Here is a 22,784-nt window from a genome sequence, read left to right as displayed (position 1 = left end):
GACATCCATATGAGCACCGGACAATTGGTCGGCTATCGTACGGAGCTGACAGTTAGTGCGCTCCCGAGCTCCTCTTTGCCTACAGAGGATCTGCTCAAGCGCTCGGATAAAGCCGTACAATTACTTGGTTACAGCTTAAAACAAGTTGTGCGTGAGCCGGTTGAGCAAGCTTCAGCTCACGAAATTCGATACCGGGTTCCTGGAGCCGCAGTTGGAGATGCATCCTTGCATATTTCTGTAAATTGGTCAGGTGATCAGCTCGCCAGCATCACATCCGAGTGGAGCATTCCCGAGGACTATAGAGCCGCCATGGCCCATCAGGACAACACTGCAAACGCCATTCAAACCTACGGCTATATGGTCGTTTCCTTCATTATGGGATTAATCAGCATCATTCTTGCCGTTGTTTTTCGTAAAAAAGTAAAGTTTCGCTCCGCTACCATGTGGGTGCTCACGATCATATCATGTGGAATATCAATACTGCATGTTATCAATCTGATTCCGGGCGTTGCCATGCTCAGCCTGTCAAGAGCGGTATCCTTTGATGCCATTCTGTTTACGACGTTATTACAAATTGCATTAACGATTATACAAGGCGGAGTGACGCTATATTTCTCACTTGTAACCGGCAAGCATCTTTGGCAGCGTACGCCATACCCTAGCATCATGCCGACCTGGTCGGACGCAAGCTTTGGACAGCAACTGGTCGATGCCTTCTGGCGTGGCTTGTGCTTTGCTGGCGTACTGCTTGGGCTTCAGTCCATCATCTTTACAGGGCTTGAATACAGCGTTCAAGCCTGGTCCAGTACAGACGCGGAGAATTCGCCGCTAAATCTCACCATTCCAGCGTTTTTCCCGTTGGTTGCTTGGGTCGCTGCCATCTCAGAGGAGACCTTTTTCCGGTTATTCGGTGTAGGTTTGCTTCGAAAGCTTGTACGCAATACATGGATCGCTGCAATTATCCCTACCTTCGTATGGGCGGCAGGCCATGTCACCTACCCCATCTATCCGTACTACTCGCGACCGGTTGAGCTCATGATCCTTGGGTTTGTCTTTGTATGGATTATGGTGCGTTACAATTTTTGGACAGCGCTATTTGCCCATCTGATGCTGGATACGCTGCTGATGGTCATCTCGTATTTACTAGAAGGGACCGCTCAGGGCATGACTCTTGGCCTGATCTATCTTCTGCTGCCTGTCATTCTTGTCTACGCCATACGATATTTCAAAGAGAAGAAGACGGGCATAGGGATAGACGAGAAGCCAAAACTGTGATGGATGATGTCGTATCGGCCATGAAAGAACGACTTGGTCGTTACCTTTGGATCATACGTCCTTGGTGCATACCGTTCTGGAGTCACTGTTCTGGAGTCACTGTTCTGGAGTCACTGTTCTGGAGTCACTGTTCTGGAGTACAAAAAAAAAGCACTCTGCGACCCTATACGCTAACGCGTTCTGATCGCAGAGTGCTTTTTCATTTATGCTAGGCTTCCTCATTGGCAGGAGGCGCTTCGTCATGTGAGTCCAATTGGACATCCTGCTCCTCACCATTTAGATGGGACAGGATCGTCTCGGCTAATGATTGGCCAATGCCAATCTCGCGGAAATCCTCCACAGAAGCCTCTCTAATTTTTTTCAACGAGCCAAAATGCTTAAGCAGCAGCTTGCGCCGCTTCTCACCGATGCCCGGGATGGAATCCAAGGAGGAGATGACCATCGACTTGGCACGTCGCTCGCGGTGGAAGGTAATCGCAAAGCGGTGAACCTCCTCTTGGATCCGCTGGAGCAAATAAAATTCCTGGCTATCGCGTCCAAGTGGAACGACCGCTGGCGGATCGCCGGCCATCAGCTGAGCTGTCTTATGCTTCTGGTCCTTTACAAGTCCCGCTACCGGAATAAAGAGACCCAGCTCATTTTCGAGCACATCGATAGCAGCTGACATCTGCCCCTTACCGCCATCGACAACGATTAGGTCAGGCTTATCGAGCCCTTCCTTCAGCACGCGCTCATAGCGTCTGCGAATAACCTCGCGCATCGTTTCATAGTCATCCGGCCCGACCACCGTACGGACCTTATACTTCCGATACTCCTTCTTCGCAGGCTTGCCGTCAATAAACACGACCATCGCCGACACTGGGTCAGCACCTTGAATATTGGAGTTATCAAACGCCTCAATCCGACGAGCTACCCCTATGCCTAGAGCCTCGCCAAGCCGCTCCGCGGCATGTGCTGTACGCTCTTGATCGCGCTCAAGCAGCTTGAACTTCTCTTCAAGCGCCACACCTGCATTATCCATCGCCATCTTGACCATCTTACGCTTCATGCCGCGCTTAGGCACCAGCACCTTAACATGAAGCCACTCCTGCAGAGCTCCCGCAGTCGTAGGGTTATTTGCTGCTGCTTCATCCGCATGTTCGCCTTCATCATTTGCAGCTTCAGAAAGCTGGCGGATGGTCATCCGTACTCCGCCTGCTGCTTCTTCGCTTTCGTCAGGATCAGAACCAGCTTCGCTGGTACCTTCAGCTTCAGTAGACGCTGGATCTGTACCCAACGAATTGCTAGACGGTGAAGAGGTTAACGATGCACCAGCTCCATCCGATATTGCGATCTGCTCCTTCGTTCCTTCCAGCCAATCAGCTTCATCTGGAAGCAGAATAACCTTAGGCAGCGCTGGATTCTCGCTGTAGTACTGTGTGACGAAGGACATGAAATCATCATATGGATCCCCATAGTAAGGGAACTTCGTCGCATGCCGCTCAATCATTTTTCCTTGACGCGTATACAGAATCTGCACACACATCCAGCCCTTATCGACAGCAAAGCCGAATATATCGCGGTCCTGTTGATCCGCTGTATTAATGTTTTGCTTCTCCATAATAGCGTCAATAGCGATAAGCTGATCTCGGTATTCCTTCGCCCGTTCGAAATGCAGCTCCTCAGCCGCTTCCTCCATCTTGCGACGAAGCTCTTTCTTGATCTCCTCATGTCCGCCTTTAAGAAACTGAGCAATCTCAATCGTCATCTGCTCGTATTGCTCAGGCGTAACCTCATACTCGCAAGGCGCTAAGCATTGCCCGATATGGTAGTATAAGCAGACGCGGTCTGGCATCGTATTGCATTTTCGCATCGGGTACAACCGATCCAATAGCTTCTTCGTCTGCTGTGCGGCGAAAGCATTCGGGTAAGGTCCAAAGTACTTCGCTTTATCCTTTAACACCCTCCTTGTTACCTCAAGCCTTGGGTGCCGTTCATTCGTAATTTTGATATAAGGAAAGCTCTTGTCGTCCTTTAGAAGCACATTATAGCGAGGGTAATGCTGCTTAATTAGATTGCACTCCAAGATGAGAGCTTCCATATTGCTTGCAGTCACAATGTATTCAAAATCCCGAATCTCTGAAACCAGCCGCTGCGTCTTGCCTTCATGGCTTCCGCTAAAATACGAGCGGACACGATTCTTAAGCACTTTCGCCTTGCCGACATAAATAATCGTGCCCTCTTGATTCTTCATCAGATAGCAGCCAGGAAGGTCCGGCAGCAGAGCAAGCTTGTTATGGATGCGCTCCAGTGCACACTCCCGCTCAGCAAGCTCCTCTTCTGTCAGCACTTCTTCCTGCTTGGCTTCATACCGATCCTTCCAGCGCTCCTTCCAACGCTCTGATCGCCAATTGGAGGAGTGCTGGCCGGGGTAGCTGTCATCTATAGCATCCATATTCTTCGTTGAAGAAACCGGGTTTTTCTTGTCTTTTTCACTCAACTTCACGTTCCCCCTCTCTGCCGTCTGTTCGTAAAGTGTTCCCCTCTAATAGATATACTATATCATTATGGAAGGCATGAGAAAAAGCCCTCCTATTCAGGAGGGCTTAACTGTCAATGGATGAAAGCTCATCCAGTGATTATTGGTGTTTAGTTACCAAGCTCTTGAGTGCATCCTTGGAGTTCAAGCCTACAACTTTATCCACAGGTTGACCATCTTTGAATACGATGATTGTTGGGATGCTCATTACGCCGAAACGGGAAGCAGACTCAGGGTTCTCATCCACGTTTACTTTAGCAATTGTCGCTTGGCCTGTAATCTCATTGTCCAATTCATCCAAGATTGGAGCAAGAGCTTTACAAGGTCCGCACCATGGTGCCCAGAAATCAACCAATACGACACCATTGTTATTTTCAACATCAGCATTGAAGGATTGATCGGATACATGTACGATTGCCATCTTTAGTTCCTCCTTTATATAAAGCAGCTTACTTTATTTTTCAACATGTAAAGTATACCACAAAACATTTTTTTATGCGAATTTGAGATTTCCACTTGTAATCAATTTGTCATAGGAAAAACAAGCCTTTCCTTTACAAATCGAAGCGTTATTCGCTATACTTAAGACGAAATTGGATTAATATTCCTGCCGCAATATGACAATAATCATAGCAGGAAGAGGCAGATGGGAGGAATAGCGTAATGGAAGCCAAAACTGTCGATCCTCGCGAGCATGTAAACGAAACGCCTACTGACGATCTTCGTGACGTTATGAACGGCTTCGGTGGCATGCTTGGGTTCATGACTTTAATTTTCTTCGGCATGGTTATTGTTAAGTTCATTATGTCCTAAGTCAGCTAGATCCATCCATGCTAGACACATGCAAAAGTCCGAGGTTCCTTCAATAGAAGGATGCACTCGGACTTTTGTGTTTCTGACTATTGCGGCTTCTGACCGCGCTTATTTTGACCATTGACGGAGACAACCTCAACATACGGCTGAATGCGATCCATTAGCCGCTCAGCCTTATAGATATCTTCTCCTTCACGGGTATAGCTAAAGTGCTTCAGCAGACCATTCATGTCATAATTCGATGTATAAAAGGTGGGCTTACGATTCATCCGATGATTCAATATGGAACCAAGCACATGGTCACGAACCCAAGGGGTCATATTCTCAGCACCAATATCGTCGAATACGAGAAGATCTGTCTCTTTCAGCGTCTCCATTGTCTCCCGAAGCTTGCCAGGCTCTTGGAACATCGACTTTAATTCTTCCACAAACTCCGGCATATATACGATCACACCTGTATAATCAAGCCGAGCAAGCTCATACAGCATGTAGCTCATCAAAAAGGTCTTTCCTGTACCAAATGATCCGCTCAAGTATAGACCAGAAGGGGTTAGCCCCTGCTCAGATACTTTCGCGATATAGTCCATCACTTGGGTTACAGCACCGATTCGCTCATAGTCGCGCTCTAATATTTCTTGCGCCGAATAGCCTTGGTTCAGCGCTGTCTCGTCTACATAGAATGAACGGACACGACGGCGCACAGCCTGCTGCCGTTCATGATGCAAGAGCTTCTGGCAAGGAACCTTGCAGTCTTCCAGAAAGCAGCGGCCGTCGCGCTCATGAACGTCAATACGTGTGAAGTGTCCCTCGAAGTCATTGGGACAGTTCTCAAGCCCCGGGCATTGCTCGCAGGCATGATGCTCCTTCACATATTGGTAAAGCTTATTCAGATTAAGCTTCAACGTCTGCTGATCCAATTCCGGATGCTCTGCGACCAGCTCTTGGACCAAAGGCTGATTCAGCATCTCCTTGGTCTTGGCCTCAATCTCTGCACGTCGTTGTTTGAATGGCGACCGCTTCAGCATGTCTCCTAGTGACTCCATCCCTCTCCCTCCTTCACATGTAATAATCGCGCATTAACGGCTTGTTCTCCGATTGGCATCCAGACGTCTTGCAAGCTCTCTCGCCCGCTCAAGCTCTTCTTGCGACACCGTTCCGCCTGAGCCTGCAGTGGATTGAACGATCGGAATTACCGGCTTCTGCTGTTTATTGTAGCGGTTCCCTGACGTCTTTCTTCCCCGAGGCGTAACAGCTGTTGCCTGTGTTCCTGCTTGCGCCAGCTCATTTGCGCCTGCATGCTGCGTACGAATGTATTGAACCGCATCCTCGTATGTTTTGACCTGCTTAAGCAGCATATTCGATACGATGGATTCGATAAAGTTGCGATTCAAGCGCTGGTTGCCGTCTTTTGCAAGCATGGCCATTAAGTAATGAATAAGGACATTGATGACTTCATCCGACAATTTATAATTCAGGTCAAGCTTCGCGAAGATATCTAGAATAAAGTCTGGAACCGTGCCTGGGAAGAACTTCTCCAACAGTCTTGTATAAGGCGTATTGCGGAGCATCATATTGTATTGATGCACATCGCACTGTCCGCCGAATTGCTTCGGAACCTCCAAATAATATTCCATCTGAACGGCAATCTCCTGCTCGCTTACAGGTGAAGCCGGAGTCTGATCCAAATCTTTCTCGATGCGCACCTGCTCGCGCTCTCGCCACTCATCCCTGCGCTTGTTCTGTCTAAAGTGCAGATGTGCGCGATGCTGAAGCTCGTCCAGCAGTATTTTTCCATCTACATTAAACACACCGTCTTCATCCAGCAGCCGGCACGTCTCCTGAGGGGTAAGTTCGAACTTGCGAACAATATAATTAATGATTCCCATGCCCTCGCGGTCATAGCGCAGTTTCTCCACATAGGGGCGATTGTAGGAATACTTCGGGAATCGCATAATGATATCCGAATAGTTGAGGATGGGAGCATCGCCTTGATTGGCATTCTCTACGCTGCTGCCGCTTCGATATGGCGTAACCTCATGCAGCGCTTGCTCCAGCTCATAATCCACCACTTGTGTGTTCAACCTAAAAATCTCATAAAACGGAATCGAGATGTTCTCTCGATGGATATCACTGCCTGTAAAGACAACGGGCTCCTTCGTATTGAACTGCTCTCTGAGCGAAAGCACCGTGTACTTGCCTACCTTATCTCTCAACAGCAGCGTAAGGTGCTGGGTATCGAAAAATTCCCTTGGCGAAAGCGGAGTTTGGAGCTCATATTCAAATACATAGTCCTCAGCGTCAGGCAGCATGATGCGCGAGGTCTGAAGTAGTCCTACGGCTTCCAGCTTCGATGTCTCTTCGATGAACTTTCCCCGCCCATGCTCACTAAGCTCCATCCCTAGAAGAAGAAAGAGCTTGCGCTGGGCATCCATCGCGGAGTATCCGATCTGGTCTGCTGCGATATGTTGATAGAGAAGCTGATACAAGCCGATTGCAAATGCACCCACCATAGGCTGATATACGTGTGTCAGCATTTTTTGGTCTAACTCACTTAATCCAAACTCACGATAAACGACATAATGGTGGTGCTCCGTAAAATGGAGTAAATTGGACATTCGCATAGGTTGTATGGGCTCCCTTTCCTTATGATCTCAATGGTTTACCTATTGTAACATAAATAGAGCAGATTCGTTCGAATTAAATGGTGGTAATGAACGAATCTGCTCTAACCTTGTCGAGTCTTGTTTGGACGTGTTCCGCTATTCAGAGATAGTGGTCTAAAAGGTTAAATATAGGCGAACGCAATCTCTTCTTAGAACCCTTCTGGCCTCTTCTTTTTCTTCAATCTATCTTTAGCTCAGCTTATATAGTTGGTTTGATACGATTCATGCTCTTTCAGCATGCGTTCGCTTCTCTCTAAGCTTTCCATTGCGCATTTAAAGCAGCTACCTGAGCCATCGTTTCCTTATCGAGAAGAACTTCACCTGGCTTGACGCCTCGGCCAATGATCCATCCCTCCAGGCTCATGCCCATGAAGGAGCAAACATGCTGGAACTGCTGAACGAGCGGCAGTCCTGTTATTTTCGCATTTGGACCGCCAACGATGACGATGTATACCTTTTTCCCCTGCATGCGTTCTTTGAATTGTAGAGATTCGTCGCGAATGCACTGAGACCAACGATCAATAAATGTCTTCATGTGTCCGGACATCCCGTACCAATAAAGGGGAGTTGCGAATACGAGCGTGTCGTGCTTCAGCATCGCCTCCACGACTGAATTCATATCGTCCTCTACTGGAATAAAGCCGCCCTCTTCATGCCGGCCATCTACGATCTGGCGAATCGTCTTTTCCCGCAAAAGCACCGTTTCCGTCTGAATCCCTTCAGTAAGTACTGACGTCAACTGCTCGGTATTGCCGTTATCACGCGCACTGCCTTGAATAATAAACATGGTACCCCACCTTTAAACGATATTGGCATTTGCCTATATCTGTATCATAGCGAAAGCAGGGTTTGCTCACAATGATCATAGGCCGTGTGCTTTCTTGAAGGCCAGAAGCTTTTTGAATCTCTCCTCCAATGCCTGCTGCTCCTCTTCCTTTCTCGGAAGCGACATTTCAGATAATAACTGTGACCAGTCAAGCTGAAAACGAAGCTTATCCTCCTCAGTTAAGGCTGGCTGCCCCTCTGAGCTTGAAGCCTGGCTTTCAGCTGAACCATCCGCTTTGCCTTTCTGCTTGCTTCCAGATGCAGCATCTTCCCAGATTGCAAGCTTCGGAGTCTCGCCGTTAACATGGAGCCGATGCGTCGCAACCGCTGAACAGAAGGCACGGTCATGGGATACGAAGATCAGTGTGCCCGGATATTGCTTTAACAGTTGCTCAAGCTGTGAGCAGGCTTCCATGTCCAAGTAGTTCGTTGGCTCATCAAGAATCAGCAAATTGCACTCGCTCATAAACAGCTTCACGAGGAGCACCTTAACCCGCTCTCCTCCACTCATTTGAGATACAGGAAGCAGCGCACGGTCACCTGACAAGTCGAGCCTAGCAAAAGCCGTACGAATTACATGCTCTGGATAACGGCTTGTTGCCATTACATTATGAAGCGCACTCTTGTTGCTATCTAGTCCGAGCAGATTCTGGTCAAAATAGCCGATGCGCGCCTTCGGCGCATACTGGATCAAGCCAGCGGCGATGATCCCTTGTGGAGCCGCCTGAGCGGCTTCACACTTTGTGCTTCCATCCGCACGAACCTGCTCATAGGCCCGCTTCAGCAGCTGAATGAAGGTTGTCTTGCCCGCCCCGTTCTCGCCGGTAACGGCTAGACGCATGCCAGGTCTGATCCTCATAGAGAAGGAAGGCATCAAGCATGGACCGTCCCCAATCATTACGCTTACTTGATCTGCTTCAATAATAATCTTGCTGTGAATCGGCTCATGATTGTTTAGATCAAAGTGAAGCTCCGGCCTCTCATAGGGCCGGTCCAATGAAGGCAGCTTCGCAATCCGCGATTCAATCGACTTCGCCACCTTATCCACCTTGCCTTGCTTGCGGCTGAAATGCGGCTTCGCCGAACGGATCTCCTTGCTTGTCATTCGCGATGGCTTCGGCGCCTTGCCGACCGACTTCGCATGCTCGCGCTTATCGCTAAGCGCCTGCTGAAGCCGCTTGCGCTCCTCCTCTACCTGCTCATAAGCGCGGAGCTGCTCAAGGAATAATCGCTCCTTTTCTTCCCGATACGCCTCGTATGCACCCGGTCGCCCCACACGATACTGCTTTAGCCTTTGATTCTCAATCTCCCATATTTTTGTACACACGCGGTTCAGAGTCATCCGGTCGTGGGAAATGATAATCGTAAGACCAGGATGCTTGATGATCTGCTGCTCCAGCTTCTCAATTGAGGCTACGTCCAAATGGCTCGTCGGTTCATCCAACAGCCATATATCAGCCTGCTCTTCGACAATCGAAGCAAGCTTCGCCTTTGTCCATTCTCCGCCGCTTAGGTGATCGCCGCCGTTTGCAGAAGGTTCGCTGCGATCATCCCACTGCGTCATGTAGGAGGTGCTCCCATACCATTCAATGTGGCCTTGGTCGGGCTTGCTCTCTCCTGCCAGCACACGAAGCAGCGAGGTCTTCCCTGCTCCATTGATGCCGACGATGCCAATGCATTCTCCCGCATACATCTTCCACAGTTCCGGACTCTCCAGAATGATGCGGTCTCCGTAAGCAAGGCAAATATGTCTCATTTCCATTAATATCGTCATAAAAAAACCTCCCTAGGAACGTTCCTAGAGAGGATTGTGGTCTGCGCATAAAAGAGTCCCGTACCTGTTATTAGCAAGCACAATGATCGTATATCCGCACACCATGCATGCTGCAAATGACCGTTTCATTCGCTTCTTCATGGTAAACAGCATACGTACATCAATAGGCGTGGCAATAGCATAACACACGCACCCATCGTAATTCGCTCACTATTCCTGCATGGCACATGAATACAATGTACATCATGTACGGCAGTCTAACATACGGTCGTAAGGCTCGCAATAGACAGACTAATCCCCTCAAAACGTTCATTTTGATATCGACTTGCATTCAAAATGGTTCGTAATGGTTGGATTAATTGTTCATGTTCCGAGTACCTTACCCTTTCTTCGTTGTTCAATCTTGCACCTTAAGTATATGCTCCCGCACTTCATAATGCAACTGAGACAGTTTCTATATAAGCTGAGAGGATTGCTTTTCCCTAATGCTGCAAGGGAGGAAGATCCTTACGATCGCTGTTGTTTGATCTTCTTAATTGAATATAGGCAAAAGTAGAAAGACTCAAACATAGGCGAAAGCCGTCGCTTCTTCAGGCTCTTCAGCCCTTTTCATTTACGGCTATCATTCTTTCCTTCAACATATCTCGCTAGAACATCTTGTACCCGCTCTTACGGAGCAAGCCGATCGTCTTGCCGCTAAGCATCGCCCCTATCAGCCCTGCAAAGCCGGTTAAATAATCAACCAAGCCATAGTTCATCAAATTCTCCGCCCATGATTTATCGCTGCTCCACAGCATGACTACCGTTGCAGGCACTACAATAATGAGATAGAACCCGACCGGGAACCAAGTGGTCTTCATCAGCATGTTCAAAATAAATCCGATACCAAACATCATGACAAAGAAAAGCAGCATGAGAATAATGACCATCACGAAGCCCTGCATGTCATTTCCCCCCTAATATCATTCAGTCTCGCTTCATGAATGTAAACCGACGATAACTTCAAACATTTTCCTATTAAACTAGTCTAAGTTTACTAGCAGAACTTGTAAAAATCAACGAACATTTCGTGACATTCCTCACACAAAGTTGCTAATAATCATTCTCATAAGCTACAATGTGGAGAAAGATCCCATCTAAAATCAACCCTTTACAATATTGGAGGCTAAGCCATGAATGAAGCGGCATTAACACTGGAAGGCTGGTACGCACTGCACGACTTTAGAACGATCAATTGGTCGCTCTGGAATAAGGCTGATGACGAAGAAAAGGCGCATGCCCTTGATGACCTTCAAGCTTTGTGGGAGCAGTGGAAAAAGACTGAGAACGATAATCTTGGAAGCTCAGTTGTCTACAGCATTGTTGGTCAAAAGGCTGATCTTGTGTTCTTCCATCTCAGAGAAACGCTTGAGGAGCTTAACGAGTTGGAGACGGAGTTTAACAAGTCCGCCTTTGCTAGATACACCATTCCTTCATACAGCTATGTCAGCATCGTTGAATTAAGCAATTACATGGCGAAGCCGGGAGCAACAGGAGATCCCATGGACAACCCTGAGGTTCAAGCGCGCTTGAAGCCAATCCTGCCGAAAATGAAGCATATCTGCTTCTATCCAATGAACAAGAAGCGTGATCTGCAGGACAACTGGTATATGCTGTCCATGGAAGAGCGCCGCGGCATGATGAGAAGCCATGGCATGATTGGCCGCAACTATGCCGGCAAGGTAAAGCAAATTATTACAGGCTCCGTCGGCCTGGACGATTGGGAATGGGGCGTTACGCTGTTTAGCGATGATCCGCTTCAGTTCAAGAAGCTCGTTTACGAGATGCGCTTTGACGAGGTCAGCGCACGCTTCGGCGAGTTCGGCTCATTCTTTGTCGGCAACCGCCAAACGGAAGACAGCTTGATTGCAATGATGAAATAATACGGTTAAGCATAAAAAGCGCCTGCCCCTCTTACTTTACGCCCCCTGTTAGACAGGAGACGTTCCGGAGGAACAGGCGTTTTTTTAAGCGAATAATGACTTTATTCCGTTATTATCACTTCAATAAATAGTTCTATAGCAGCCAGCGAACATCGGTTTACAAGGACCAATAAACGCATACGCTGCTCAATAGGATCCTTTTACAAGGATCATCCCTACATGACGATTACCCGATGCTCTGATCGGTACGCCCCTGCAGCTTCGCCAAAGCAATCATAATCTTCGCTGCATCTGCTCTCGTCACAGCTCCCTTTGGATCAAAGGCGCCGTTCTTTGCTTCCATCAAGCCAAGATTCAGCGCAACCGCCACTTCTCCCTTAGCTGTAATCTGTCCTTGATCGGAAAGGCTTAGCACCTGTTTATCGTTCTGCATATACACAGCCAGCTTGTCGTAATGGACTATCTTCACCAACAGCTGTGCAGCTTCTTCTCTTGTCATCGTCCGTTCCAAATTCAGACGTTTCGAAGCTTCTTTGCTGCTATTTAACCACTTTGAATCATAGGCCCATTTCACAACGGCATAATAAGGTGAGCTCTCTTCAATGTCAGGGAAAGGCAGTGTGCTATTCATTCCTGTAACTGAAGATGAACTTGCCAGTTCTGGACGGAAGCCATAAGCAAGCATTTGCAAAAAATCCCCGTAAGTAAGCTTCTGATCTGGATGAATGCGATTGTCCTGATCCTGAGAGATGACACCATGCTTCCAAAGAGCAAGCAGCTCTGCCTCAGCAGCATGACCTTTGATATCTATTGGCGTTTCACCTGTATCGACTTTGTCTTCACGATCATTTACCCAGGCTGAAAATAATTGTCCGGTTACGGCATCAACAAGATATTCCTGCGACGAGTCATCCTTTGCCTTAAACTGATAGACAAGGTACGTCACAAGCGGAACCTCGCCTTCATAGGCTAAGTAACCGCCTTCCGTCCTGTACTGCAGTCCCAAGCTCATGCCATCAAGCCAAGCTCGCTTCGCCTGTTCAGGAGTTATGGAAGGGCTTTGCGGCAGCTTCGCCAGCTTTTCAGCAGGTACAATATTAGAGAAATATTGAAGAATGCTCCCCTCCTCATTCACAACCACTGACACATTTCCACCACTGACAGGATGCTCGTTAACATACTGGGCGAAGCGAATCGTTATGGTTCCATCTTGGCTTGGTTTCCTGTCTTTCTCTGGAGATTGAATGAGCCGAACGGTGTGCTCCGCATCTGGAAGTAGAGCGTATACCGTCTCGACCGCTTTTTGCTGAGCCTTTTTATAAGCTGCTGCATCAACAGAACCATTCGCATTATCCGTCTGAATGCCCCCATAACGCTGCTGGCCAAACTCTAGGATTTGTCCTGTCTTTGCATCGACCCTAGCGGAGTAGCTGTCCATCCACGGCCCTGTTGTTGGGGGTTTACTCCAGTTCAGCGCCCAGACCTCTCGCTCCGGGTTGTTCCAATCTGGATTCAATGACCTGCTCGTTACCTGGTAGTCCGAAGGAACCTTGAAGTGTCTCTCTATTGCCGCAAGCGCTGCATCTGCATCACCAATCGGCGTCTTTGATGCTTGGAATGGCTTGATACCTTTAGGAGCACTGAAAGGCTTCATGTTCTCCCTTTTGTCCACTCCTCCCCAAGGCTGCATCACTTCTTCGCCTGTTATGGCATTCAGAGGAGCGTACCCGCTGACAGGTATGTAAGCTAGCTTGTAAATCGTATTATTCCTATCGCCTTGAACTGGCATATACTGAGGCTCAAAGTTAAGTTGACTCGTCAACCGCTTAAGGGCTTGCTCCTGCGTGATTTTAATTTTGCCGACAGAAGGATAATCGCCTGTTCCTCCGCCCCTATAATATTCGTAAAGCTGGCCGTTGCCATCAATCCTTACCGTAACCTGATCCTGATCAGACTCTATACCATTCACCTTAAGCTTAAAAATAAAGGTATACATCGTTTGGCTAAAAAGAGGCTGCGTAGCCAAATAAGAATGATCCTGCACATGCCTAATATCCTCTTTTTTCATGCTTGGCATCGCCTCTGCAAGAATCGACCATGCTTTATTCAGCGCTTGTTCTTCGTTAATTTTGGGAGGATAATAGGAGATCTCTTCTACAAGCTCCGGATAGAAGTTAAGACTCGTCTGGATCACTTCGTAGGTCTTGCTATCCACGATAGAATTGAAGCTATGAGTGGAATTGCCGGTAGTATGCATCCAATCAATGCGCCAGCTAGTCGGGTATCGGTCAGGATATGAATTCTTATCTCCTTTAGAGACATCTTGAACTTTAGCCTGTGCCAGCATAGGGAACAGCTTCAAGACGGAATCAACTGCCTTTTGTTGTTCAGGCTTAAGCTTGTCATACCCCTCTGGCTTTCCGCTTGGCCCTCCTTTGTCCTCTGAAATATTCACCTGCTCATGCTTCACAGCAGAAGCAGCCTTGCTGGAACCTTTATTGATAGACGTAGCGGTTGCTGTTAACGCTACCTTAATCTTTGCTTCTTTCGTATCTGCTGCATTTGATGGATGTGGAAACAACGTAAAAAGCATGCTTGCGCTTAACAGCACGGCTAACCCCATTCTCCATGCTGGTCGGTTCATCGCATGATGCGTAGACCATTCTGTTTCTAATCCGTTCATGCTCCTGCTTTCCCGGTGATGATTCGGTAACCCCTGCACGTCGATTGCCTCCTTTTATCAATCATCAATGGTATTCCCTATGTTTTAAATTGAAGGAAACGGTTTCAGATTCATTCGTTGCTTTCTTCAATGACATGACGTCGCTTTGCATCTTTCCAAATTAGCATCCATATAGGATATGACGCAATAACGCATCACTTCAATAAACACCTTTAGACCTTGAGTAGTTGCACTTTAGTTTTCTCTTTAACCCTATTTTTGGATGATGACCACATTCATCCCACAAAAAAACAGCCACTAGCTCACCAGTGGCTGTCTTCTATGTCTTTATGATTCACTTCCGCCCGTAATCAGCTTTAATCTCTCCCCAACGCTTCGTATCCCACTTCAGCACTTTGTTCGAGTACGTATTGCTGCGGAGCCATTGCTCTGCCCGATCAACCATCGTCCAGATCTCTCTTGTGGACTCATCCCTTACCAAAGTTGAGGATACCTTCTTCTCGCGAAGCCATTTCAGCGCATTGACCGAATCGCTGTAAATGGTCTTGCTGCTGCCTTGCTGCTTCAAGTAAGCGAGGCCATGCACAATCGCGAGAAACTCTCCTAGGTTGTTCGTTCCCTTGGCAATAGGGCCGTAGGAAAATAAAACATCTCCTGTTTTGGTATCGACACCTTTATATTCAACAGGTCCTGGGTTGCCTCTCGTTCCCACGTCGACAGAGATGCTGTTGTAATCAATCTCTTGCTCCATTGGTGGCATGCTTGAGCTCTTATAGCGCGTTCCGCTTGAAGATTTGCTTGCAGATGCACTGCTCCCTTTTCCCCAATGAGCTTTCCAGCCTTCCTTGTATGCCTGTTCAGCAGCGCTTCTTGATTCATAGGACTTGTACTTCGCATCAGCAAAGCCGCTGATCTGTGCTTGGCACTCCGCCCATGACGTATAGATGCCGGGATTTCTCCCAGCCCAGACAACGTAGCATTTTTGCTTGGCCATGCCTTTCTCCTTCCAACGATACCTGTTATGTATTCCAATTCTAACACAATCAAATAAAAAAAGCCGATCCGAGAATGGGGCTCGAATCGGCTTTATAATCAAGTTGAATCGATGGATTAATCCTCGTCTGCATCTGCTTGCAAAGAGGCAAGGTACTCCTCGGTCATCCGGTCGCGCGCACGGCTCTTGTCCTTAAGACGCTCAATCGCAGGCTGGATCAGCAGATCCACCTCTTTTTGAACCGTATAGGACAGGTCGTATCGGCTTTGGGATTCCAAATAGGAACCTACTTCCATCAGCGCGTTGTAGCGATCCAATTCATCGCGGGTTAATAGGCCGCGAACCTGAACACTGCAATGTCTCATCGATTATAGGAATTTACCCTTGCGGAGAGCAAGAGAGATACCGCCGATGATGAACAGCCAACGAATGTCGATGACTTTTTTCAGTTGAGCAGCCATGAAGCCTTTCAGCTTCTTATTGCCTACAACACCAATCGCTTGGCCTTTACCCAAAGAAGCAACGGTTCCTTTGTTATGGAATTCGAACTTCTTAAGCGGTTGGTTGCGGATGGATGCTACGATGTTATGAGCAACTACCGGTCCTTGCTGCATTGCCATTTGCGCTGTTGGCGGGAATGGACGATCATTTGCAGGGTTAATCATCAGAGAGTTGTCGCCGATGATATAGATGTCTTCATGGCCAGGTGCTCTCAGATACTCGTCTACCTTAACACGAGCGCGCATATTCTCAATGCCTGCTTGTTCGATCAGCTTGCTGCCGCGTACGCCGCCTGTCCAGACAACAGTAGCCGATTTGATCTCTTCATCCGTTGCAAGGATGACGCCATCTGCTTTACATTCCTTGATTGCTGTACCAAGCTTGAAGGTTACGCCCTTCTTCTGGAGCGTGTTCATTGCGTAATCTACCAGCTCTTGGTCAAATCCAGGCAATGCCGTTGGAGCCGCCTCTACGTTGTAGATCTTCACCAAGGAAGGATCGACTTGATGTGTACGGCACAATTGTGGAATGCGGTCGGAAAGCTCGCCCACAAACTCGATGCCTGTAAAGCCTGCGCCGCCTACAACAAAGGTAAGCAATTCTTTGCGCTCAGGGTTCTTCTTGTACTCAGCAAATTGCTTCTCGATGTGCTCGCGAATGGCGCGAACCGAATTGATGCTGCGAATGAACATCGCATGCTCATGCATGCCTGGTACGCCAAAGGTTTCTGTTTCGCCGCCTACGCCGATAATAAGGTAGTCATAGGACAATGTTCCATCCTCGAGGATGACCTTCTTCTCGTCAGTACGAATTTCTTTCACGGTAGACTTCACAAAATCTATCTTGAACTCGTCAATGAGCTTCGAGATCGGTACATGCGCATTATCAAGCACATCCGTTCCCGCAGCAGGCATGTGAAGATGAGTCGTGAAGTAATGGTAATCATGCTTGTTGACCAAGGTTACGTCTGCTTCGTTGTAGTTCAAGTCCTTCTGTAAACGCTGTGCTGCCATGATGCCGCCGTAGCCCGCACCCAAGATAACAACCTTCGGGATATTACTCATTGCTATTACGCCTCCAGTTTTCGTTCCATTCATTGTATATTCCTTCACGCTCGCCCCGTGATGTGTGTGAAAAACGCCACAACAGAGGGTAGGCGTGTCTTAAAAGAAAATCGAATTGATTTTGCCATTAGATGATTCCGCCTATAAAAAACATCACATACAAGTAAAAGTCATATCGTTACAATATAGTCTGCACAAGTAGACCGATTATGACAATGTTAGACAAGCGCTTCTAGTAATCCAAATGCAATAATATCTATTTTTCATCGAAATTACAAGAGTATTTTTGGTTTATCACACGATGAAAGCGATTTATTATGCAATATTTTTCCTTATGTCTTGTGCGGATTGACAGATGATTGAGCGACATGCAGGAGCTGCTCCCAAGCAAGCGAGGGTACATTGCCCTTGCGCTCGACGATTGTAAGCGGGCGAACGAACTTCTCCCCAATCACATGCAGGGCGCGCAGTTCACCGCTTTCCAGCTCGCGCGAGACAACGTGCTTCGATAGAATCGCCAGTCCAAGCCCTGCTCTTACCGCCTCCTTTACTCCTTGATTGCTGCCAAACTCAAAGAGCTTCGTGATTTCCAAATCATGCTGCTCCATAAATTGATCGCTGTATGATCTCGTCCCTGAGCCAGGCTCACGCACAATCCACGTTTCGCGTCCTAACTGTTCCAACTGAACGGTACTATATATCGCAAGCGGATGCGTTGTCCCTGCGACAAGCACAAGATCATCCTCAGCAAAGCGCTTGATCTGCATATCTTTACGTCTTACGCGCCCCTCCACAAAGCCTCCGTCCAGCAAATGATCGTATACATCCTGCACAATATCATTTGTATTCTTAATACTTACCCGGATTTGCACATTCGGGAACAGCTCGCTAAAAGTGGCAATCCAATAAGGCAATAAGTATTCGCCGATCGTAAAGCTCGCTCCGATGGTAAGCTCGCCTGTTACTTCTTTGCTGAGCCGCTCAACATCCTGCAGTGCTTGCTCCATGCTCTGCACACTGTCTCTTGCATGCTTAAGCATGATATGCCCTGCTGGCGTCAACTCTACCCGCTTCGGGGATCGTTCGAACAGCGTGACCCCAATCTGTTCCTCCAGCTGGCGAATCCGCATGCTCACCGTAGGCTGAGTCAAATGAAGAATATCGGCAGCACGGGAAAAATGCCGCTGCTCCGCAACGGTAATAAACATCTTTAACAGCTCGAAATCCAACATAACATTCACCTTCTTGCTTTTATTTGCTATAACGAAATCCATTCATTAATTCGATACCTATCCATTGGGATTATGGTGATCTATTGGCCGTTCTATATATCCACTTCTCTAGTAGAAGGGCTTTCTGCCTTTAACATGATCATTCCGTTATCTGCCGTTTATTCTATCATAGATAGATTTGATGATTAAGTTAAAATATATTGATTTCCATTTATGATGATTCCAGCGTATGGTGTAGATAAAACGACAAACACGACAGACATCAAAAGGGGAGATTGTCATGAAAAATAAGCTTTTTGGAATCGGGTTAGCCCTGGTTCTATCCCTCATAGCAAAAATGATAGGCAGCTTGCCCTATCTTCAAATTCTAGGACCGCTGGTTATTGCCATCCTGCTCGGTATTGCAGTACGCCATTGGTTCCCTATTCCTGAAAAAGCGGATGCAGGCATTCAGTTCTCCGCTCAGAAGCTGCTTCGTCTCGGCATTATCTTGATGGGTCTTCGCCTTAACTGGCAGGATCTCATTCAAGCCGGTCCTAAGGTGATTGGCCTTGCCGCAGTCTGTCTCGTCTTCGGAATCGGCATTGTTTACGTCCTATCACGAGCTCTTGGGATTGATCGGGATATGGCCATCCTTGTCTCCTGCGGAACGGGCATCTGCGGGGCTGCGGCAGTCGTTGCGGTCGCGCCTCAGGTGGAAGCCAATCGCGCGAAGACAGGCACTGCGGTGGCCGTTGTCTGCGTAATGGGAACCATCATGACGCTAGTCTACGCCTTTGTCCTGCCATTATTCGCATTATCTTCAGCCCAATACGGGGAGATTGTCGGCGCGACCCTGCATGAAGTTGCCCACGTGGTGGCGGCCTCTGACTCATTAGGCACCGAAGCGGTTAACCTCGCTATTATGGTGAAGCTGTCACGAGTTGCCATGCTCGCACCTGTAGCCTTGATGCTTGGCTTTGTATCGACCTGGCGCCGCCAGCGTTCATCGGACGCATACACGGATGTGCAGACCAATACGTCCACCTCGTTCATTAACAAGGTGAAGGCACTGCCTATCCCTTGGTTCGTTGTAGGCTTCCTGCTCGCAGCAACCGTGCGCAGCATGGGCTGGGTATCGCCAGAAGCAGCTGCTTCTATCGTAGATTTTTCCTACATCCTTCTCGGCATGGGAATGGCAGGACTTGGACTTAACATGCATGTTAGCGATATCAAGCTTCATGGCTCCAAGGCTTTCATTGCTTGCCTGATCGGTTCCGTCCTTTTATCAGGGCTAGGCATGTGGCTCGTCATGTAACACAATGTGAATATTCTGTGAAGCAGCTTAAAGTTTCGACAAATTTCGCAGCTTCTTATGAAAGAAGTTGTAAATCATGGAGTTTTCAATCCTGAGCCGAAGGTTTATAATGGGACTTATGAAATGCTATGAAAATAGTCACATCACCATTTGGAGGTGCTCCGATTAGATGACAACTTCGGCCACACAGCAACAACCTGTTGATATACTCATCATTGGCGGCGGTCCAGCCGGAATGTTCGCAGCCTTTTATGGAGGAATGCGCCAGGCATCCGTGCGCCTGATCGAAAGTATGCCTCAACTTGGCGGACAATTGGCTGCCCTATATCCTGAGAAATACATTTATGATGTTGCTGGCTTCCCAAAGGTTACAGCGCAGGAACTTGTAAATAATCTAAAGCAGCAAATGGATCTCTTTAATCCAGATATCCGTTTGGAAGAAAAAGTGCAGAGCGTGAAGAAGCTTGATGAGCGCCTCTTTGAAGTGACAACCGATAAGGATGTTCATCATGCGCATGCCGTTATCATTACAGCTGGAGTGGGTGCTTTCGAACCTCGCCGTTTGGAACTTCCAGAAGCCGCTTCGTTCGAGAAGAGCAACCTGCACTACTTCGTCAGCGATTTGAATCAATTCGCGGGACAACATGTCTTACTTAGCGGCGGCGGCGACTCTGCTGTTGACTGGGCGCTCATGCTGGAGCCGATCGCTGCATCTGTTACGCTCATCCATCGCCGTGACAAGTTCCGCGCGCATGAGCACAGTGTTGAGCAGTTGATGAACTCCAAGGTGAATGTGGTTACACCATCGGAGATTGCAGCTCTGCACGGTATGGATCGCATCGAGAAGGTAACGCTTCAACATGTGAAGACGAAGGAAACGACCGAGATTGCAGTTGATGCCGTTATCGTCAACTTCGGATTCGTCTCTTCCTTGGGACCAATCGCGGAGTGGGGCCTTAACATTGAGTCAGGCTCAATCGTTGTAGACTCGCGCATGGAGACCAATGTTCCTGGTATTTTTGCTGCTGGCGATATTACAACCTACCCTGGCAAACTGAAGCTGATTGCTGTTGGATTCGGCGAAGCGCCTACTGCGATCAACAATGCGAAGGTATATGTTGACCCTACTGCCAAGCTGTCCCCTGGGCACAGCAGCAACATGAAGTTATAATCCTAGATTCTTATTCACAATCACATACAAATAGAAAGAAAGGGTATCCTACTCCATATATCTTTGTACTGGAGGCGGATACCCTTGTTTCATGTTTGTCCACTTTGTAACGGCTTAATCAGTCCCGACATTTCATGTCCAAACTGCTTGAACCCAAGCCGTGATCGCGGCAAACGGGAAGACTATGTCGGACCTTATGCTCCTTATCAAGAAGACGTTCGGATAGCCGCTGAGGTCGATTCCTCTTGCGAAAATAATGGTTCTATTCCCCCATCGTGCGTGCATATCCTGTACTGTGAACATTGTCATACCATGACGTACATTGACGGTCTTCAATTAGACATAGAATCATAAAGTCTCATGGTAGATTTATATCTGTCAATGAGCTACCGGAACAAGCCGAAGGGTTGGATGCAGGCGGCGTCTCTGAATTTCTGCAAACAGCAGCGCGATAAATTCCTCATCCAAGTGCAACTGTACAGCCTGATAATAGGAATCAATCAGTAACTCATCAGATAGCAAAGCCATATCACTCACAACCTTTCCTATTATTTCTTGCAGACTCATCATAGCACGACCAAAAAACCAAGAACAAGCGTTCTGTTATCCACAGGAACTTGTGGAAATATTGTGCATAATTTGTTAACAACTGTCGATAACCTTTCTTTACCTTGGGTTAATAATGTGGATAGCTTATCCACAGCCCTTTTTGACGTTTCCAACAATAAGTAACTTTAATTAATATGCCCAACACAACAAATAAAATCTATCATATAGTGTAGAAAATAAAAGATTGCTAGAACGCTTGCTGCTTGAAGCAAGACAGGCTTATTGCGGTCGTGTATTTACTTCAAAGATCCACATTTTTCCGCTGCGATCAATCCCATAATCAAAGCCCAGCTGCCCGATACCGGGATATTTCGTCTCTAGAATCGAAGTACAGATTCGGCTAACCCGACGCATCTCTGTCTTTTTCGATCGAACGGAGCGTCCTGACAGTGAGCGTCTAATTCCTTCCCCTGCAGTAACCATATACCCACCTTTGCATAGGTTTGTAACAAAGAGCCCGCGTCTGGCTACTCGACCGACTAAGGAGCGAAACACCCATCTTCCTCTCGTTTTTACTACTTTGACGCGATAATCGATCGGACGCCCTCCAACCGTTGCCAATCGAATGCCGCGCTGGATTAGATAGGAACGCTTGCGTTTTGCTTGCGCTAGTGACTTGAACAGCCCATCAAAGCTTTGAAACGAACGTGTGCGTGCCATGTACGTATAACGGTAGGTGCCGCCTTCCTTCGTAACCTTGATGACGCCCGCTCCGCCCCCTCCAACGACGGGCTTAATGACGACAAATCCATATTTATTCAGCATCTGATGCAGATTCGAACTGTTATACATCCGTGTGGCAGGCACATAGGACGCGACGCGTGGGTCTGACAAGAGCGCTTCTGTCTTAAGCCATTTGCTGGCAAGCTGTCTTCCTTCCATGCGTATATCCCCTTTCAGCGTTATACTTATACATACTCATCTCGCCTCTTCTATTCTTGTATGATTGTCCACGGCAGACGCCTTTATTTTGCTAGAACATACTATAATCGTTCATCTCTAGCGCCTTATTTTGAAGTTAAAGCATTCTATCTTAGTCCTCTTGAAATATAGAGTCATGAAATAGACATCATTAAACGCTTGTCATTACCAAGTAATGGATGGTATTGTATTACCAGCAGAATGAGGAAAGGGAAGCATCGCTTCATTGGGGGGAAGAGATTATGCTTAACGCTTCCGTGATGGAAGTATTATATTGGATTGCCATCATCAGCATGGCGGTTGTGCTTGTACTGATCAACGCAGCGATATTCGTCATCAGTATCCGCTTCTTGAAGCAGCGCAAGTACCCGCTAGGTGTTGGGGCTATTCTTTTTTCATTATTTTGCTTCTATTTAATTAGCTTAATGTTCAAGCAGACCTTTTTGTAGGTAAGTATTTTTGATCCGTGTAAAATAGAGTTTCAAGCATAGCAGCACCCACTTGTGGAGGAATCCGCCGGTG

At 47.6% G+C, this 22,784-nt stretch carries 20 protein-coding genes; 6 read left to right on the top strand and 14 right to left on the bottom strand.

The genetic code is table 11. The annotated features are described in order from the left end of the window. Window positions 1–1,275, top strand: a 1,275-nt coding sequence (locus I2H74_RS18860; RefSeq protein ID WP_229106837.1) for a CPBP family intramembrane glutamic endopeptidase, incomplete at its 5' end; no start/stop codon positions are given. A gap of 208 nt (window positions 1,276–1,483) precedes the next feature. On the opposite strand, the gene uvrC is transcribed toward I2H74_RS18860, so the two are convergent. Both uvrC and trxA read right to left on the bottom strand, forming a co-directional pair. Further along, complete coding sequence (gene uvrC, locus I2H74_RS18855) at window positions 1,484–3,709, bottom strand: excinuclease ABC subunit UvrC (RefSeq protein WP_195575837.1); 2,226 nt, start codon at window positions 3,707–3,709, stop codon at window positions 1,484–1,486. A 184-nt stretch (window positions 3,710–3,893) separates the two neighbouring features. Next, window positions 3,894–4,214: a thioredoxin gene (gene trxA / locus I2H74_RS18850; RefSeq protein WP_195575789.1), complete on the bottom strand. Its 321-nt coding sequence runs from the start codon at window positions 4,212–4,214 to the stop codon at window positions 3,894–3,896. 242 nt (window positions 4,215–4,456) lie between these two features. Between trxA and I2H74_RS18845 the strand changes: the two genes are divergently transcribed. Then, window positions 4,457–4,606 (top strand): YqzM family protein, encoded by a 150-nt coding sequence (locus I2H74_RS18845; RefSeq protein WP_195575788.1) that lies wholly within the window; start codon window positions 4,457–4,459, stop codon window positions 4,604–4,606. An 86-nt stretch (window positions 4,607–4,692) separates the two neighbouring features. Here the strand turns inward: I2H74_RS18845 and dnaI are convergent, their stop codons facing one another. From dnaI to I2H74_RS18820, 5 genes are all read right to left on the bottom strand, one after another. After that, window positions 4,693–5,649 carry a primosomal protein DnaI gene (gene dnaI / locus I2H74_RS18840; RefSeq protein WP_195575787.1) on the bottom strand — a complete coding sequence of 319 codons (957 nt, stop codon included), beginning with the start codon at window positions 5,647–5,649 and terminating at the stop codon, window positions 4,693–4,695. 33 nt (window positions 5,650–5,682) lie between these two features. Further along, window positions 5,683–7,227 (bottom strand): DnaD domain protein, encoded by a 1,545-nt coding sequence (locus I2H74_RS18835; RefSeq protein ID WP_195575786.1) that lies wholly within the window; start codon window positions 7,225–7,227, stop codon window positions 5,683–5,685. Window positions 7,228–7,522: 295 nt separating this feature from the next. After that, the gene (locus I2H74_RS18830; RefSeq protein ID WP_195575785.1) at window positions 7,523–8,056 is read right to left on the bottom strand and encodes a flavodoxin family protein; all 534 of its coding nucleotides are present in this window, start codon (window positions 8,054–8,056) and stop codon (window positions 7,523–7,525) included. A gap of 75 nt (window positions 8,057–8,131) precedes the next feature. Further along, on the bottom strand, window positions 8,132–9,868 hold the full coding sequence (locus tag I2H74_RS18825) for an ABC-F family ATP-binding cassette domain-containing protein (protein ID WP_195575784.1): 1,737 nt from the start codon (window positions 9,866–9,868) through the stop codon (window positions 8,132–8,134). Window positions 9,869–10,515: 647 nt separating this feature from the next. Continuing rightward, window positions 10,516–10,812 carry a YuiB family protein gene (locus I2H74_RS18820; RefSeq protein WP_195575783.1) on the bottom strand — a complete coding sequence of 99 codons (297 nt, stop codon included), beginning with the start codon at window positions 10,810–10,812 and terminating at the stop codon, window positions 10,516–10,518. A gap of 228 nt (window positions 10,813–11,040) precedes the next feature. Between I2H74_RS18820 and hemQ the strand changes: the two genes are divergently transcribed. After that, window positions 11,041–11,790, top strand: a complete 750-nt coding sequence (gene hemQ / locus I2H74_RS18815; protein WP_195575782.1) for a hydrogen peroxide-dependent heme synthase — start codon at window positions 11,041–11,043, stop codon at window positions 11,788–11,790. A gap of 226 nt (window positions 11,791–12,016) precedes the next feature. On the opposite strand, the gene I2H74_RS25190 is transcribed toward hemQ, so the two are convergent. The 5 genes from I2H74_RS25190 to I2H74_RS18790 all read right to left on the bottom strand — a co-directional run bounded on the left by I2H74_RS25190 (window position 12,017) and on the right by I2H74_RS18790 (window position 18,264). Beyond that, complete coding sequence (locus I2H74_RS25190; RefSeq protein WP_195575781.1) at window positions 12,017–14,512, bottom strand: YcdB/YcdC domain-containing protein; 2,496 nt, start codon at window positions 14,510–14,512, stop codon at window positions 12,017–12,019. Window positions 14,513–14,807: 295 nt separating this feature from the next. After that, window positions 14,808–15,467 (bottom strand): ribonuclease H, encoded by a 660-nt coding sequence (gene rnhA, locus I2H74_RS18805; protein ID WP_195575780.1) that lies wholly within the window; start codon window positions 15,465–15,467, stop codon window positions 14,808–14,810. 116 nt (window positions 15,468–15,583) lie between these two features. Continuing rightward, window positions 15,584–15,832: a hypothetical protein gene (locus I2H74_RS18800; RefSeq protein ID WP_195575779.1), complete on the bottom strand. Its 249-nt coding sequence runs from the start codon at window positions 15,830–15,832 to the stop codon at window positions 15,584–15,586. Between the two features lie 3 nt (window positions 15,833–15,835). After that, complete coding sequence (locus I2H74_RS18795; protein ID WP_195575778.1) at window positions 15,836–17,032, bottom strand: NAD(P)/FAD-dependent oxidoreductase; 1,197 nt, start codon at window positions 17,030–17,032, stop codon at window positions 15,836–15,838. A gap of 332 nt (window positions 17,033–17,364) precedes the next feature. Then, entirely contained in the window at window positions 17,365–18,264 is a 900-nt protein-coding gene (locus I2H74_RS18790; RefSeq protein WP_229106836.1) for a LysR substrate-binding domain-containing protein, read from the bottom strand. Between the two features lie 280 nt (window positions 18,265–18,544). On the opposite strand from I2H74_RS18790, the gene I2H74_RS18785 reads away from it, so the two are divergent. Beyond that, entirely contained in the window at window positions 18,545–19,561 is a 1,017-nt protein-coding gene (locus tag I2H74_RS18785) for a YeiH family protein (protein WP_195575776.1), read from the top strand. A 169-nt stretch (window positions 19,562–19,730) separates the two neighbouring features. Next, window positions 19,731–20,732 carry an NAD(P)/FAD-dependent oxidoreductase gene (locus tag I2H74_RS18780; RefSeq protein ID WP_195575775.1) on the top strand — a complete coding sequence of 334 codons (1,002 nt, stop codon included), beginning with the start codon at window positions 19,731–19,733 and terminating at the stop codon, window positions 20,730–20,732. Between the two features lie 378 nt (window positions 20,733–21,110). Here I2H74_RS18780 and I2H74_RS18775 read toward each other — a convergent pair whose 3' ends face one another. Next, window positions 21,111–21,260, bottom strand: coding sequence for a sporulation histidine kinase inhibitor Sda (locus I2H74_RS18775; RefSeq protein WP_195575774.1), 150 nt, complete (start codon window positions 21,258–21,260; stop codon window positions 21,111–21,113). 300 nt (window positions 21,261–21,560) lie between these two features. Further along, the gene (locus I2H74_RS18770; protein WP_195575773.1) at window positions 21,561–22,223 is read right to left on the bottom strand and encodes a YheC/YheD family protein; all 663 of its coding nucleotides are present in this window, start codon (window positions 22,221–22,223) and stop codon (window positions 21,561–21,563) included. A gap of 281 nt (window positions 22,224–22,504) precedes the next feature. On the opposite strand from I2H74_RS18770, the gene I2H74_RS18765 reads away from it, so the two are divergent. Beyond that, window positions 22,505–22,711, top strand: coding sequence for a hypothetical protein (locus I2H74_RS18765; protein ID WP_195575836.1), 207 nt, complete (start codon window positions 22,505–22,507; stop codon window positions 22,709–22,711). The last annotated feature ends 73 nt before the right edge of the window (window positions 22,712–22,784 follow it).

It is taken from the genome of Paenibacillus sp. 1001270B_150601_E10 (assembly GCF_015558675.1).
Taxonomy (GTDB): domain Bacteria; phylum Bacillota; class Bacilli; order Paenibacillales; family Paenibacillaceae; genus Paenibacillus_B.
The sequence above is the reverse complement of the archived record's forward strand: the minus strand, read 5'-3'. Positions and strand labels throughout refer to the sequence as shown.